Here is a 15,711-nt window from a genome sequence, read left to right as displayed (position 1 = left end):
CCCTTGGGCCGGGCCGTCGGCCCGGCCGCCGGCGCCTACGTGGGGGCCCTGCACCGCGCCGCAGGTATCGACCTGCGCACGCGCACCACCGTCACCGGCTTCCGCGCCGGGGCGAACGGACACGTCACCGGTGTCGAACTGGCCACCGGCGACACCGTCCGCGCCGACGTGGTCCTGCTGGCGCTCGGCTCCGCCCCGGCGACCGGCTGGCTGGCCGGCTCCGGCATGGCCGTCGACGGAGGCGTCCACTGCGACCCGTATCTACGGGCGCTGCGCCCCGACGGCTCGATCGTGGACGGGGTGGTCGCCGCGGGCGATGTCGCCCGGGTGCCGCAGCCGCTCGCGGGCGGTGCCCGCCTGACCCTCGGCCATTGGACGAACGCCGTGGAGCAGGGCGCCGCTGCCGCGGCGACACTACTCGCGGCCGGGACGCCGGCCCCGTTCACGACGGTGCCGTCCTTCTGGGCCGACCTGCACGGCGCGCGAATCCGCTCGGTGGGCCTGCCCGCGGTCGCGGACGAGGCGCGCATCGTCGAGCACGACCTGGCCGGCCGGCACCTGGAGGTCACCTACCATCGCGAAGGCCGACTGGTCGGCGCCCTCACCATCGGCCGCACGGCCCGACTGGCGGCGTACCGGACGGCGCTGCGCGATCACAGGGAACTGGCGCAGGAGCCGGCACCGGCGGCCTGATCCGAGTTGGACGGGTCCGTACCACCGCCCCCGGGCAAGGGCTCGCCCATCAATTTCTGCGACGCATTCCGCCTCCCTGCCTACCTCCCTTTTCTCTTATCAATTTCCTCATCCCATAACCGGACGTCAATCAATTCTCCGGCCCTGGAGAACGGCTCCGGACCGCCCATCCCTCTAGGGAACGGGCGGGCCGGAGTACGCCTTTCCTCCGCCTCAGTCAGTCGAAGCGGCAATCCCGCGGCGCCTCACGCTGCGTACCGCAGCGGCGTCCCCTTCGGCTTGAGGTAGGTCAGGTGCAGCTCGATGGGCTCGCTGCCCTCGTTCACGCCGCTGAGCGGAACACTGCCCTGCTTGATGAAGGATGAGCCTGGGGAGACCTTCTCGGTGCAGCCGGCACTCCTGTGGGCGATGGAGCCCTTCTGCACGGTCAGCACGATCAGACCGGGGTTGCACGTGCCAGCTGGTGTCTCCGCCGGGTTGGATCGTCAGGGTCTGCTCGACGAGCTCGATCACGCCCTTGACCTCGAGGTGGTACGACTGGAGGAACCGTCCCTCGGCCGTCGTGGCGGCGGTCGGGTCATGGGCGGGACCCGCCGTGGCGACGCCGGCCGGCACGGCCGTCGCGGCCAGGGACGCCAGCAGCTTCCGCCGGCGCGACAGGACAATACGCTTCAACATCTCTCCTTCCGGTACGTCGGCCTGAAATGCCGGCGACGAACACCTGCGAAGAAAATTGAGTATCCATTCACTGGCCGAACAGGAGCGGACCACATATGAGAATCGAATACCGAAAATATGGGGGGATTCCCGCTCGCCCCGGCCCGGTGCGCCTTCACGTTCGGAGCACTCTCGGCGTGCGCGTGGACGTCCTCACCCGCGTACGGATGGAAAAGGACAGTTGCTGATGCGTTGAGACCTGCTGCTCGGCACTCTGCCGATTGGTCGGTGAGAGGCGACGGAAGGCGGTCGATGGCGGTTCTGGATCCGCATCGTTGGTTGGAACTTCGGTGCTTCCGGGGTCTGCTGGAGTCCGGGGCGATCTGCCTGTCGGAGGTGGCCCGGGAGACGGGGATGGACCAGAAGACGGTCCGTAAGTATCTGTCGGCACCGGGGCCGGCGGCCCCGCCACGGCGGTCGCCGAGCGGCCGGTCGAAGGCGAGGCTGATCGGTGATTCCGCGCCGCTGGTCGACTCGATGCTGCGGGCCGAGATCCTGATGAAGGTCGCGGTGATCCACGGGCGGCTGGCCGCAGAGCACGGGTTTACCGGCAACTACCAGCGCGTCGAGTTCTACGTTCAGAAAGCCCTGTGCCGTTTGGAAAGTCATCGCTGCTGGTCAAGTCGTATATCGGTGCTCGTTGATCGCTCCGCCGGGGATGTGGGTGCGTGGGAGTTTGCCGGGATGGCCGTGCTGGCGTTCGGCGGTGGGTTCCTCGTTCACGTCGGGCGGGAGTTGGTGCAGGGTCTGGTGGGGCCGGTGCCCGTTGTAGTGATCTTGGTGCCGGCCGGGGACGCGACGCGCCTGGGCCTCGTGCGCGATCAGTACGTGGTCCAGGGCTTCCCGGCGGATCGTGCCGGTCACGCGCTCGCAGTGGGTGTTCATTCGCGGCGCCCGGGGCGCGTTGAGCAGCACGTCCGCGTCCTCTGGCGGGAAGACGGCGTCGAAGGCCTCGGTGTACTTGGTGTCGCGGTCGCGCAGCACGAAACGCGGGGACTCCGTCCGTGTGCCGGAGTCAGCGGCGGGGTTGCGTGCCTGCTGCACCGCCCACGGGCCGGTCGGGTGGGCGGTGACGCCGGTCAGGTGCAGGCGCCGGGTGCCGAGCGCGATCGCCGGACTCGATTCGGAGCGGGGACTCCTGACCTGGCGGCACGCCTTGCCGTCCGGCAGCCGGGTCTTCCTGCCCGAGCACGGCTTCGAGGTGCTTACGGCCCTCTGCCGCCCCGGCTCCTGCCACCTGACCGGCTGGGACGCCCGGACGGGCAGGCTCCGGTGGACGCGCACGGTGTCCGGGGCGGTACGGCTTCGTCTGGGACCAGCTTCAAGTCCCTCGCGACGAGCGCACCGGATGCCGCTGGGACCGCGCTATTCCACTGACCGTCGGCTTCCGCCTGGTACTGCCGGACGCCGAAGGCGCCCTGGTCGTCAATCCCTACTTCGGGACCCTGCGCCCCTCCCGGCGTCTGGCCCCGGGCGAGTATCTGATCAGCGACGGCGCCAGGGACGAGATCATCCGCGCACACGGCCGCCCCGACCGGCTCCTGTACGCAAACTCCGACCAACTGGTCCGCCCCCGCGGGCTGAGCCCCGCAGCACGGTCCGTCACACGCGACTTCTGGCAGGACGGCCGACAGCTGCTCCTGCTGGACCACCGGGGCCACACCCTCTGGAGAGGCACATCAGACTGCCAGGTGTTCCGGCACGCTGACAAAGACATCGGCGGCCCGCTCACCTACTGCGACGGCAACGACCTGGTGACCCTGCACCCCGTGCACGAAGACTGACAGCGCCCAAGCCGGACCTCTCGTACCTCCTGGTGCTCCCCGTTCGTGGTGGTGGGCCCAGTACTTCAAGGGGCGTTGTCACGTTGGCTGACCGGCCTGGGATGATCTTGGAGTTGCTTGTGCCGGGAAGGGCTTCGCTCGTGTCGTCCGCGTCGCCGTCGTACAAGGGGTACCGGTGCCCAGTCGGGGTGATCGCGCACTGCGTGTGGCTGTACTTCCGTTTCCCGCTCAGCTTCCGTGAGGTCGAGGAGCTCGTGTTCGAGCGCGGTGTGCTCGTCTCCCACGAGACGGTCCGGCACCGGTGCGTGAAGTCCGGGCAGATCTACGCGAACGGCCTGTGCCGTCGCCGGCCCCTGACCGGCGACAAGTGGCTCTACCTTCTTGAACGGGTTGGTTCTCCCGTTCGTAGGGTGAGGACACCAGGGGAGTGGGGTGTGGCTGACAAGTGGCTGCCATTCGTGGCTTCAGATGCTGGGCCGCCCGGCTCCCCACGACGACTCGGCCGCCGATTGGGAAGTGCGAACAAGTCGCTGTGTAGAGCAATGCCGGCGAGGTCGTCCGTGGTACGCAAGGCAAGTGCGACCGAATGGAGCACGATGAGCCGGGTATGGGCGGGGATCGACTGCGGCAAGACCCACCACCACTGCCTGGTCCTGGACAGCGAGGGCGACACGCGTCTGGACGAGGTCTTCCTCAAGATCAACGGTGAGCGGAAATACCTGTGGCGGGCTGTGGACCAGGGCGGGATGGTGCTGGACATCCTGGTGCGGAGCCGCCGGGACACGGCTGCAGCCAAGCGCTTCTTGCGCACGCTGCCGACGAAGACGGGCCGGGTGCCGCGGATGATCGTCACGGACAAGCTCCGCTCCTACGGCGCGGTCCACCGCGAGGTCACGCCCTCGGTCGGGCACCGTTCACACAAGGGCCTGAACAACCGGGCCGAGAACAGCCACCAGCCCACCCGGCAACGAGAACGGGCGATGAAAGGCTTCCGCAGCGTGGGCGCCACGCAGCGGTTCCTGGCCGCGTTCAGCAGCATCCCACCCTGCTTCCAGCCCCGCCGCCACCTGATGACCAGCACCCGACACCGCACCGAGATGACCGTCCGCTTCGCAATCTGGGAGCAGATCACCGGCGTCGCCGGCCTCGCCACCGCGGCCTGAGCACAGCCCGGAACCAGGCCCCATCAGGCCGTGACTCACCATCAGAGACCGCCCGCCCAACAACGTGACAGCGCCTCCGGGGCGTGTGCCCGTTTGCGCGGGTGCAGGAGAGATCCCCCTGTGGGGTTGTGTTGGCTCGGAAGGGGTGTGACGCAGGCCACGGGAACCCCGGCGGGGCTGCGGAGAGTAGATGGTGTGAGAGACACAGATCGAGATGATGAGCTACGTGCGCGCATAAGAGCCGGGGACCGCGATGCGTTCGGCACCCTGTACGACGCACACGCGCGTGCGGTGTACAACCATGGGCTGCGGCTGACCGGGGACTGGTCGCTGGCGGAGGACATCATGTCCGAAACGTTTCTCGCCGCGTGGCGGACCCGAGCTTCCCTGAACCTCGAGGGCGGGTCGCTCAGACCGTGGCTCCTGGGGATCGCCACTCATAAGGCGCACAATGCCACACGCCGTCTGCGCCGACAGCGCCTGTTCCTCTCACGCCAACCGGCTCCACCTGCGGTGACGGACTTCGCCGAGGAGAGCGCGGGCCGGATCGACGACGTTCGCAGGCTGGCCGTGGTCCGCAGCGCCCTGAGTGGACTGCGCAGCCAGGACCGTGAAGTTCTCGTCCTGTGCGTGTGGTCCGGCCTCACCTACCAGGAATGCGCCGAGGCACTGGATATTCCCCTGGGCACCGTGCGCTCCCGGCTCGCGCGCGCCCGCCGACGGCTCGATCGGCTCAGCGCAAAAAACATGGAACCGCACGGCCCCCGCGGAGAGGTAAAGAAGCAGGCTGCATTCGCGGCCGCGCGCTCACAGGAGGAAAACCGATGACTGCCTCAAACCGCCATGACGGTTCCGGCGACGACGCCGCACATCTGCGCGGGCTGTTGCCGGACGCACCCGAATGGGACCTCCCGCCCACCCGCCACCTCCACCACCGGAACGTGCTGCTGCGCGAGATCGACCGGGAGCAGACGGCCGCCCCCACCCCGGCGACGCCTGCGCTTCAGCGGCGGTGGCTGCGTCCGGTCTTCCTGCTGCCCGCCACGGCCATGGCCCTCGCCGGCGCTCTGATCCTCACGCTTCCCGGCACGGAGCAGGAACCTGGTGCCAAGGCAGAGGCGACCGACGCGAAGCACACCGCAGCGAACGGCGTAGTGCTCACGCTCGACCGCATCGCCGCCGCGTCCATGGAAGTCGACGTCAAACCGGTCCGCGACGACCAATTCGTCTACGTCCGAAGCCTGGTCCGCAGCAACGAAGGCACCTTCGACGGCCCGGTGAAGCTCGGCGCTCCACACCGCCGCGAAATCTGGGTGTCGCAGGACTCCGCACCGATCACTCGCACCGGGGTGATCCGTGAGTCCGGAAAGGGTGTTCCTATGTCTGGGCAGCGGATTCCCATCGAGACGGCCGCCCCTGACGGCAGTGCCGAGCAGGGAGTCCCAGCCGGAATCGACCGGCCCACCTACCAGTGGCTGGCCAAGCTGCCCACCGACACCGACGCTCTGCGCAAACTGCTCTACGCCCAGACTCGACCCCTCGAAAACGAATCGAAGGACCAGGCCGTCTTCAGGAAGATCGGCGATCTCCTGAACGAAACAGTCATGCCGCCGGCCAATGCCGCGGCCCTGTACAAGACCGTCGCCACGATCCCAGGCGTGAGCGTGACTCCCGACGCCACCGACGCTGCCGGGCGCCACGGGATCGGAATCACCCGCGAGGAGACCGGTACCGCAACTCGAGACGAGTGGATCTTCGACCGAAACAGTTTCACACTTCTCGGCTCGCGCTCCTACCTCACGCACACAGCCGGGACCAAGCCCTCCACCCTCTACAACAGCACCGCCATCATGGAAACCGGCGTCGTGGACCGGGACGACCGCGAACCGACGGACAAGCAAAAGACGGCCTGAACAACGGGACAGTGCGCACCCTCGCCCCGACAGTGACCGAAGGCCCCTGCAAGGTGCGATCCCAACAAGTCGCCCCTCGTCGGTGATCGTCTCGCCCGATGGCCCCGCCGCCCCGCGCACCATGGACTCGGACGGGTGCATCCATCGGCGTGGGGCGGGTAGGCGGGTGACGGTCTCGGACTGTTCAAGTTCCTCCGGGGTCTGTCGGAGTTCGAGGCCGAGCTCAACGACAATTCGCCGCAACGCAGAAGCAGAGATCCTGGTAAGGACGCTGCCACCAGCCGCTCCCGGTTGACGGTGTCGGCGTCCATCTCGTCCGCCCGTGCGACGGCGAGCTCGGCCAGGACCTCCGGGAGGACCTACTGGAAAGGCTCCTGCCCGCCAGACTGAACCGCACCGGTCCGAATGGAGTCTCCAGTCAAGCCGGCGCGGTTCACTGAGCAGGGTGGGCCCGACTCTGCGCGTCGGACCCGCATCCTTCGCCTACGCCCAGTCCACGCCCAGCTCCGCCAGAGCGCTGATGTCCGTGAGCGGTTCTTGTGATCAGTGGTTGGTGTTCTGGTCTGCGCTGATCAGTTTGCGGTGCGTCTGTGGGCTGGGGTTGTGGCGCGTCAGTAGCCGCACGGATGGTGGGTGCTGAGCTGGGGTGGGGAGCTGGCCTGAGGGTTTGTCTTAGCTGGTTGGGTGATCAGGTCGTGTCATCTGCGCTGTGCAGGGTTCATGTTCGGTGATCGTTGTGTGCGGCGACGCTTGGACGAGCTGCCTGTGTCTGGGGCAGGGCACGCGGGGGCGGGCTGGTGTGTTTGTGTTCGAGTGCCGTGGGCGGATGGGTTCGTCCGCAGGTCAAGCTGCGGGGTGGGGCAGCGACGCGTTGACTGGATGCCGGACGGCATCGGGGCGCTTCGTGAGGTGACCTGTGAGTGCAGCGGATCGTCATGTCGTGGCGGCGCGCACGGGCTGGGAGATGCGGATCGGCGGTCCGGTGTGCTGGATTGAGGCCGGTCCGCACGGGCATGTGCACCTCGGGATGGCAAGACGTCCCGGCTGTTCAGGCGGGGCAGGCGGCAAGGGGAGAGGTGAGTGGGGATGGCCGAGTGGTCGACGGCGGCGTCGAAGCAACGGTCGCAACCAGTGGACCGCGGTGGCGTTCGGACGCCACCGTTGCGGCCCGGTGGCTACGATCCAGCCGACTACGCTGCGTATGTGGTGCGCAGCGCGGAGGAGGCCGCAGTGTCGCCCCTGCTCGTGATGACCGTGCTCCACAATGAGGCGTACAAGCCGCACCATCCGCTGCTGGAGCGGCTGTGGCAGTGGTGGAAGCCCGGGGCGGCCTTCGGAGTGGCCAACATGCACCGTGCGACGTTCGAGCGGGTTCGGCGAACGCACGGCTTGTCAGAGCGGTGGCAAGACCTTCGCGACGATCCCGCTTTCGCCGTCCACGCGGCGGCCCTGCATCTGAAGGACCTCGACCGGAGCCTTCCAAAGCGGCACGTGCGCCGCTACACCCGCGACGAACTCCTCGCCTTGGGCTACAACGCGGGCGAACGCAACATGCAAGCCTTCGCCCGGGGGGTTCCGCCGGGCCCTCTGGCACGGTCGTACCTGCGCCGTTTCCGTGCATACCGGAGCCGGGCCGCCCAGGCTCTGGCGGACTGCGGCAGACCAGGCGATGCCGTGGCTGGTTGAGCTGTCGCGATCGTGGATGGTTTCGATCCTGCCGAGCCAGTGCTCCGCCCGGCCGTCCACGTGTCGTCGCATGCTCCAGGAGCAGTTGTCCGATTCACCGGGCGACGGGAGGCGTCGCTCCTACGCGAGCATCAGGGCCCGCTTCGGTCACGTCCGCTGGAGTGGTGTCTCGGGCATTGTCACGTTGTTGGACGTGTGGTGGTTTTATGGTGCGTCGCGGCATGTGGGCCCGCGACCTGGGAGTATGGTCAGGTTGTGGTGGGCTGGCCGACAGTGCCGGTGATCTGGTCCCAGATCGCGAAGCGGATGGCCATCTCGGCTCGGTAGTCGTGTGCGGTCGTCAGGTGGCGGCGGGGGCGGAAGTGGGGCGAGATGCCGCTGAACGCGGACAGGAATCGTTGGGCTCCGCCCACGGAGCGGAAGCCTTTCATCGCGCGTTCGCGCTGCCTCGTTGGCTGATGGCTGTTCTCCGCCCGGTCGTTGAGGTACTTCGACTGCCGGTGCTCGACGCAGGGCATGACCTCGCGGTGGGCCGCGCCGTAGGAGCGGAGCTTGTCGGTGACGATCACCCGCGGCACCGTGTGAGTCCTCTTCATCAGGCGGCGGAAGAAGCGCCTGGCCGCGGCCTTGTCCCGGCGGTCCTGCACCAGGATGTCCAGCACATTGCCGTCCTGGTCGACAGCCCGCCACAGGTACTTCCGTTCCCCGCTGATCTTGAGGAAGACCTCGTCCAGGTGCCATGTGTCACCAGGCCGGGGCTGCCGGCGGCGCAGCGCGCTCGCGTACTGCTGACCGAACTTGGCGCACCAGCGGCGCACCGTCTCGTAGGAGACGGCGATCCCGCGCTCGAGCATGAGCTCCTCGACCTCGCGGAACGACAGCGGGAAGCGGTGGTACAGCCACACGCAGTGGGAGATGACCTCGACCGGATACCGGTGGCCCTTGTACGACGGCGACACGGCCCCCATGGACGACCCTTCCCAGGCTGATCAACCAGGAGATCATCCTCACCGATCAGTCAACGTGACAACGCCAGTGGCTGGTGTGATCACGGTGTCGGAGCCCTCCTCGCCCCGGCCTGGGCCGACTGCTTTCAGATCCGCACCCTCACCACCTACCGCCTCTCCCGCACCGGCGAGTACGGCTACGCCGAGCCCTTCGAGAACCTGTGAGGGCGGGGCCGGTCCGAAGAACCCGAGGACGCCTGTGAGAGCCGCACTGCGTCGCACGCTCGGTGGCGGGCGGCTGGCCCTGCCCCTGCCACTCGCCGACTGCGGCACGGAGCAGACCGTGTCCCCGGCCGAGACCCCGATCGAACGCCAGGTCGAACTGCGGGCCCAGGCCGAGCCGTTGGGCATCGGCTGTGAGCCGGTCCACGTGACAGAGATGCCCGGCTACGGGACCGCCAGGCAACCCGTCGGCCCGATTGGCGACGACGGCCACGGGGCCGCCCGTGTCTCCACGTCGGGCGGTGCCGTCATCCGACTCGCCGTCGACCGCGACCGTCCGCACGCGCCGCACTGCGCGTGGGAGCAGAGTGCCGTGCCGAAGGGCTGCGAGCGCGACGGCGAACACTGGTACCTGCCTGGGCCGGTGCAGCACGAGTACCGGCGTTCCGGCGACGGGTGCCTGCTGCGGCTGACCGCCGACCGGGGGACATGGACCGGGCGACGCTGCGCACCGCGGCCGAGAACGCCCGCCGGGTCGACGCCGGTGAACTGGACGACCTGCTGCCGGAAGCCCCGGCGGACACCGAGTCCGGCGGTTCCGCGCCCGAGGACGCCCCTCCGAGGAAGGGCACGTGCCGACCGAGCGGGACGACCTGCCGCCGGAGGGCGACGGTGCTCCGAGTAACGACGCCGGGGCGGGCGGTTGAGCCCGCGGCGAGCGGCCCGCCCGTCGCGGGGCGCTCCCCGCGTGCCCTCACGCCAGGCCGAGGTGGTGAGCGATGACCATCTGCTGCACCTCGGTGGTGCCTTCGCCGACCTCGAGCACTTTGGCGTCCCGGTAGAAACGGGCCACCGGGTGGCCGTTCATCAGCCCGTAACCGCCGAACACCTGGGTGGCCTCCCGGGAGTTCTCCACGGCGGCCCGCGAGGAGGTCAGTTTCGCCATGGCCGCCTCCTTCGAGAATCCCGCACCACGACCCAGCGCCGCCGCGGCGGCGTAACAGGCCAGCCGGGCGGTGTGGGCGCGCACCTCCATGTCGGCGATCCTGAACCGCACCGACTGGTGGTCGGCGAGCAGGCGTCCGAACGTCTCCCTCTGCCGGGCGTAGCGCACGCACTCGTCGACACAGCCCTGCGCGAGTCCCGTCCCCACGGCCGCGATCGCGATCCGGCTCTCGTCGAGCACGGACATCGACTGGGCGAGGCCGAGGCCGCGTGTGCCGAGCAGGTTCTCCGCGGGGACCCGGCAGTCGACGAAGGACAGCGCGCGGGTGTCGGACGCGCACCACCCCACCTTGGAGTAGGGCGGCGCCACTGTGAAACCGGGTGTGCCGGAGGGCACCACGATCGTGGAGATCTCCCTGCCACCGTCCGGCAGGGTGCCCGTTACGGCGGTGACCGTCACCAGACTGGTGATGTCGGTGCCCGCGTTGGTGATGAAGCACTTCTCGCCGTTCAGTACCCAGGTGTCGCCGTCGAGGACCGCGGTGGTGCGGATCGCCCCGGCGTCGGTACCCCCGCTCGGCTCGGTCATCCCGAGTGCCGCGAGTGCTTCGCCCGCGCACAGGGGCGGCAGCCAGCGACGCTTCTGCTCCGGCGAACCGAACCGGTGGATGGGCAGGGCGCCGAGGGAGACACCGGCGGACAGCGCGACGGCGACCGAGGAGTCGACCCGCGCGAGTTCCTCCAGCACCAGGCACAGGCTCAGGAAGTCGCCTCCCGCGCCACCGTGCTCCTCGTCGAAGACGAGCCCGAACAGGCCCATCCGACCCAGGGCCGCGACGAGCCGGTAGGGGAAGTCACCCCGCTCGTAGAGTTCACCGATGACGGGTGCCACCTCGTCACGGGCGAAGGCCCGGACTGTTTTCCGCAGCAGTTCCTGCTCGTCCGTCAGCCGGAGGTCGATCATGGGGCTCCTTCCAGGCAGCCGGTGGCGGCCACACATCCGGTCGGCCCACCGGGCCGATACAGGGCTTCCGCGCAGGCGGTCGCCAGCGCCGCCACACTGGACACCTCGTTGCCCGGTGGCAGTCCGGCCGCCGCGTAGGCGATCGGCAGTTCGGTGCAGGCCGTGACGACCGGAATGCGTTCGCGTCGGCGCAGTTCGAGCACGGCGGAACGGAAGACCTCCGCGGCCTCCGGTACGCGGTTCGCCTTCACCAGCGTCGCCGCCGCGTGGATGCGTCGTTGCAGCGCGTCGTCCGGGACGGCCAACCGGTAGCCGTTGGCCCGTGCGCAGCGCTGGTAGATGCCGCTGGCCACGGTTCCGGTGGTGGCCGTGAGCCAGGCCCCGCCCGGGCTGGCCGCACCGGTCGCGCGCAGGGTCGCCTCGACGATGTGCACCAGGGGGACGGGCAACTCCGCGCGTATCCGGTCGAGCCATACGTGGGCCGTGTTGCAGGGGACGGCCAGGATCTCGGCGCCCCAGTCGGCCAGGGTCAGGAGGCCGTCGTGGAGCAGGGACAGGGGAGCGTCGTCACCGCTGAGCAGGGCCTCCGTCCGGTCGGGTATCGACGGATCGGAGAGCAGCAGGATTCTGGGGTGTTCCTGGTCGGTGGCGGCCGGGGCGCGGGCCGCCAGGAGCCGCAGGAACTCCGCCGTTGCGGCAGGCCCCATGCCGCCGAGGACGCCGAGTGACAGGGGGCGGCTGGTCATGTCCCGGCGCCCGGGGCCCGCCCTGCCGTCAGCCGCGCGGCGACCCGCTCCGGGACGCCCGCCGTCAGCAGCCTGGTACGCAGCGGCTCCGCGGCCCACCAGTCGAGCACCAGCCGTCCGCCGCGGACGCTGCCGGTGACGACGGCTCCGTCGGGCCGGGCGCCGAGGGGCCGGGTGAAGGTGTCCTCGGCTTCCGGCGCGAGAGCCCACAGCGACCCGGGTGCCAGCAGTTCGGCGGAGAGGTCGCCGAAGTGCTCGTAGCGGTGCGGGGCTTGTGGCCGGTCACCGGCTGCGGGTGGCGGCGCCGGTACGGTCTCCGAGTCGGTGAGCGGGCCCACGGTCCGGTCCGTGCTGCTCCGGGCGGTGTGGTCGAGCAGTTCCAGTGGCTGCCCGACCCCGTCGAACAGGCGGGTGAGTTCCCGCTCGATCGCCGTCGCAGCGGCCCGGCCCGGGACGGTGGCGCCGCAGTGGACTCTGAGGGGCTCGCCGCCCGGTTCACGGCTGTTCCGCGGCCTTCCGGGATCGGCCGCCGCTCCCGGGCGGCCGGAGGCCGCGGCCGGGTCGTGCGGGGGCAGCCGGTCGAGGAAGGACCCGGCAGGGGCCAGGGCGACCACTCCACCTTCCTGGACCTGCCGTACCGCGTCGGACAGGTCCTCCAACAGCAGTCTCCAGGATCGGGTGTCGGCGACCAGTTCGTGCAGCACGACCAGCAGGCCCGAGGGCCGCGGGCTGCGGTCGAGCACGGCGATCCGCAGTGGGCGTCCGCCGACGGGGTCCGCGCCGGCGCGCATCCGGTCCGCGGCCTTCCTCAGCAGCCGCGCTTCGTCCGCCGGGTCCTGACCGGTGAGGTCCAGCACGCCGACCGGGACGGAGCCGGCGATTCCACCCTTGCGCTGGGACCACCGGCCGTCGCTCTCGGCGAAGCGGAGGCGCAGCGCGTCGTGGTGCTGGAGCAGCCGCAGCACCGCTCTGCGGACGGTGGCGGCGTCGAGAACGCCGGGTGCCACCAGCGGCAGGGCGCGGGCGCAGTCCTTCAGGTCCTCGGCGTCCTGCCGAAGGAGGCGCTGCTGGACGGCCAGCAGCGGTCCGTCGACCGACGGCACCCCACCCGCCCCGGGCGCACGGGACGCCGACGGCCGGACGGCGTGCAGGGCGAGCAGCGCGCGCCGGTCCACCCGGCCGGCGGTGCGCGGAATGCGAGGCACCGGGACCCACGTCGCGGGCAGCAGGGATTCCGGGAGTACTTCGGCGACGGCCCCGGGCAGTCCCTGTGCGGCCGCGCCGGGTGCGGGTACGTAGTAGGCCGTCATACGGGCGCCGAGCCTGCGCTGGTCGGCCGGGTCCGGGTAACCGATCCTGGCCAGCATCCGCCTGACCCGCGCGGTGTCCACCGGAACCCGCAGCTCCTCGTCCGCCTCGGCCATGTCGAGATGCCCGAGCCTGACCTCCCACCGCGTGGGCGCCTCGTAGTTGTGGTAGCCCCGCTCGGCGGCGTGCACGTAGACACCCACGTCGTTGATCATGCAGTTGGAGCTGCAGAAACCGGTGTCGGTCGGCTGCGCCCACAGGGACGAGCGCTGCCGCAGGTAGGCGCGGATGCCCTCCTTGGTCACCTCCGAGTAGCGGAAGAAGTCCACGACGTCCACGGCGTCCACGGCGGCGCCGAGGTCACCGGACGCCTGGTGGTAGACGCGCCGGCCGACCCGCAACTTCTCCTCGATCTCCTCCACGTCGTAGATGCCGTGTTCGTGGAACCAGGACAACCGCTCGTCCATGATCTGGCCCCGGGAGAGACCGGTGACGATGCTCGGAATGCCACGCTCGTGCGCCAGCGTCGTGCTCAGGTCCAGCAGGGAGCGGAAGCAGCCGTTGCACACGCTCTTGTGCTCCTGGAGGGACCGGAGGAACACCTTGCGCTGGTCGGCCCGGGTGGCGGTGACGTGCTCGATGCCCAACTCCGAGGTGACGTCCTCGACGTTGCGCAGCGCCGTGCGGGAGATGAAGCCGTTGTCGAAGGTGAAGGTCATCACCCGCAGTCCCAGTTCCACGAGCCGGTACAGCACGTAGGTGCTGTCCTTGCCGCCGCTGAACAGCAGCAGGCAGTCGACTTCCGACCTGCGGGCCCGGGCCGCCCCACGCAGTCGGGGAGCCAGTTCCTCCGGCCGCCGGAAGTACGCCTGTATCTCCTCCCGGTGGGCGTTGAGGCGGGCGCACAGCGAGCAGACGCCCCCGGCATCGAAGGTCAGCCCGGGGAACGCGTCGCCGATGCCGCAGCTCACACAGCGGCGCTCCGCCGAGGCCGGGTCGTCAGGCTCCTCGGCGCCGTGGAGCACCACCGCGCAGTCGGTGGCGTGCGGCTGCTGGCGTACGGCCTCCTCCACCTGCCTCCTGACCGTTCGGGCCCGGTCGGCATCAAGGACGCTGTCGCGTGTGTCGGAGCCCATGTCAGTCCTTCAGCGGGTCGTCGGATGCGGTGTCGAGCAGTGCTTCCTCGACGACGCCGGCCAGCGCCTCGATGGTCGGGTTGCGCAGGAACGTCAGGAGCGGGAGCGAGACGCCGAACTCCTCCTCGATGCGGGAGAGCACGGTGATGACGGCGAGGGAACCACCGCCCGACTCCTGGAAGGTGCGGTGCACGTCGACGGCGGGGGCCGGGAGGACCGAGGACCAGATGTCGGCGACGGCTTGCTCGGTGGCGTTGCGCGGCCCGCCGGTGTGCTCGTCCGGTACCGTCGCCGGGGCGGGCGCCCGGAGCGCCGCCCGGTCGATCTTGCCGCTGATGGTGCGGGGGATGCCGTCCGTGGCCACGATCCCCGCCGGGACGGCGACCGAGGGGAGCCGCTCGGTCAGGCGGGCGCGCACGGCGTCGGTGTCGACGCCGGTGGCGGGCTCGACGAATGCGTGCAGCAGGGGCGGGCCGTCCCCGGGCTCGCTGAGCACCACGGCGGCCTCGGTGACACCGGGGCACTCGCGCAGGGCGCTCTCCACCTCCTCCAGTTCCACGCGGACCCCGCCGATCTTCACCTGGTGGTCCCTGCGCCCTAGGAACTCCAGGGCCCCGTCGGGCAGGAGCCGACCGAAGTCGCCGGTGCGGTAGAGGACTCCACCCGCGCCCTCCCGCAGCCGATCGGGCACGAAGGCGCGTGACGTGGCCTGCGGTTGCCGGTGGTACCCGAGGGCGCGGTGCGGGGTTCGCAGGTGGATCTCCCCGACGTGGCCGTCGGGGACCGGGTCGCCTTCCTCGTCGAGGAGCAGTACCTCGGTCTCCGGCATGGGGCGTCCGACGGGAATGGAGGCACGGTCGGTGTCGGACCGGGTGACGACGTGGAAGGTCTTCGTCATCGTCGTCTCCGAGGGGCCGTACAGGTTGAGCAGGGTGACGCGGTCCCCGAAGTGGTCGAACCAGCGGGCGGCGTCCGCGGGCGGCAGCCTCTCGCCGGAGAGAGCCACGCACCGCAGCGACTCGAAGCCGAGTCCGCCGGTGACGGCGGCCGTGAGCAGCGGCCGGAAGACGGAGGGCACGCAGTGGATCAGCGCGATCCGCTCCCGGTCGAGCCAGTGTGCCAGCGCGGACGGGTCGGAGCGGGTGTCCGCCGCGGGCGCGCACAGGGTTCCGCCCACGCTCAGCGGGAGGAGGACGTCGCGCAGTACGGCGTCGAAGGCGGGGGACACGAGCTGGCCCACGCGCCAACCGGGGCCGGCGCCCAGCAGTTCGGCCTGCCAGCGGACGTAGTGGTCGATGCTGCTCAACCGGCCGAGTATGCCCTTGGGCCGACCGGTCGAACCGGAGGTGTGGAACAGGTGGCTGGGGTCGTCGGGCGCGGCGACGTGGACCGGGTAACTGTCCGGGGTGGCGCTCTTGGCGGCGTCGAGGTCGACCCGGACGGTGTCCGGCACGGCGCCGAGCGGGCCGTCCACCCGGCGGTCACCG

12 protein-coding genes and 1 pseudogene are annotated in these 15,711 nt (G+C 70.1%); 6 read left to right on the top strand and 7 right to left on the bottom strand.

From position 1 onward, the window contains the following. The coding region (locus B7767_RS02055) for an FAD-dependent oxidoreductase (RefSeq protein ID WP_179167003.1) at positions 1 to 693 on the top strand (693 nt) is incomplete at its 5' end. 245 nt (positions 694 to 938) lie between these two features. On the opposite strand, the gene B7767_RS02050 is transcribed toward B7767_RS02055, so the two are convergent. Both B7767_RS02050 and B7767_RS02040 read right to left on the bottom strand, forming a co-directional pair. After that, positions 939 to 1,127, bottom strand: coding sequence for a hypothetical protein (locus tag B7767_RS02050; RefSeq protein WP_085570569.1), 189 nt, complete (start codon positions 1,125 to 1,127; stop codon positions 939 to 941). 901 nt (positions 1,128 to 2,028) lie between these two features. Continuing rightward, positions 2,029 to 2,694, bottom strand: a complete 666-nt coding sequence (locus B7767_RS02040) for a transposase (protein ID WP_256923290.1) — start codon at positions 2,692 to 2,694, stop codon at positions 2,029 to 2,031. A 601-nt stretch (positions 2,695 to 3,295) separates the two neighbouring features. Here B7767_RS02040 and B7767_RS47655 point away from each other — a divergent pair. From B7767_RS47655 to B7767_RS02010, 5 genes and pseudogenes are all read left to right on the top strand, one after another. Then, positions 3,296 to 3,565, top strand: a pseudogene (locus tag B7767_RS47655) (IS6 family transposase); the annotation flags it as partial. A gap of 225 nt (positions 3,566 to 3,790) precedes the next feature. Next, positions 3,791 to 4,357, top strand: coding sequence for a transposase (locus B7767_RS02030; RefSeq protein WP_373408175.1), 567 nt, complete (start codon positions 3,791 to 3,793; stop codon positions 4,355 to 4,357). A gap of 195 nt (positions 4,358 to 4,552) precedes the next feature. After that, positions 4,553 to 5,185, top strand: coding sequence for an RNA polymerase sigma factor (locus B7767_RS02025; protein ID WP_085570568.1), 633 nt, complete (start codon positions 4,553 to 4,555; stop codon positions 5,183 to 5,185). Continuing rightward, positions 5,182 to 6,270 (top strand): CU044_5270 family protein, encoded by a 1,089-nt coding sequence (locus B7767_RS02020; protein WP_179167002.1) that lies wholly within the window; start codon positions 5,182 to 5,184, stop codon positions 6,268 to 6,270. Before B7767_RS02025 ends, B7767_RS02020 begins: the two co-directional genes overlap by 4 nt. Before the next feature lie 1,203 nt (positions 6,271 to 7,473). Further along, positions 7,474 to 7,956 (top strand): lytic transglycosylase domain-containing protein, encoded by a 483-nt coding sequence (locus tag B7767_RS02010; RefSeq protein ID WP_256923289.1) that lies wholly within the window; start codon positions 7,474 to 7,476, stop codon positions 7,954 to 7,956. A gap of 248 nt (positions 7,957 to 8,204) precedes the next feature. Here the strand turns inward: B7767_RS02010 and B7767_RS02005 are convergent, their stop codons facing one another. The 5 genes from B7767_RS02005 to B7767_RS01985 all read right to left on the bottom strand — a co-directional run. Further along, positions 8,205 to 8,924, bottom strand: a complete 720-nt coding sequence (locus B7767_RS02005; RefSeq protein WP_085570566.1) for an IS6 family transposase — start codon at positions 8,922 to 8,924, stop codon at positions 8,205 to 8,207. Between the two features lie 955 nt (positions 8,925 to 9,879). Next, on the bottom strand, positions 9,880 to 11,034 hold the full coding sequence (locus tag B7767_RS02000; RefSeq protein ID WP_085570565.1) for an acyl-CoA dehydrogenase family protein: 1,155 nt from the start codon (positions 11,032 to 11,034) through the stop codon (positions 9,880 to 9,882). Then, positions 11,031 to 11,780 (bottom strand): aspartate/glutamate racemase family protein, encoded by a 750-nt coding sequence (locus B7767_RS01995; protein ID WP_085570564.1) that lies wholly within the window; start codon positions 11,778 to 11,780, stop codon positions 11,031 to 11,033. Before B7767_RS01995 ends, B7767_RS02000 begins: the two co-directional genes overlap by 4 nt. After that, positions 11,777 to 14,224: a condensation domain-containing protein gene (locus B7767_RS01990; RefSeq protein WP_085570563.1), complete on the bottom strand. Its 2,448-nt coding sequence runs from the start codon at positions 14,222 to 14,224 to the stop codon at positions 11,777 to 11,779. Before B7767_RS01990 ends, B7767_RS01995 begins: the two co-directional genes overlap by 4 nt. A 1-nt stretch (position 14,225) precedes the next feature. Further along, on the bottom strand, positions 14,226 to 15,711 hold a 1,486-nt coding region (locus B7767_RS01985), incomplete at its 5' end, for a non-ribosomal peptide synthetase (protein ID WP_143652142.1).

It is taken from the genome of Streptomyces sp. 13-12-16 (assembly GCF_002114215.1).
Classification (GTDB): Bacteria; Actinomycetota; Actinomycetes; order Streptomycetales; family Streptomycetaceae; genus Streptomyces.
This window is presented reverse-complemented; position numbering and strand designations above follow the sequence as displayed.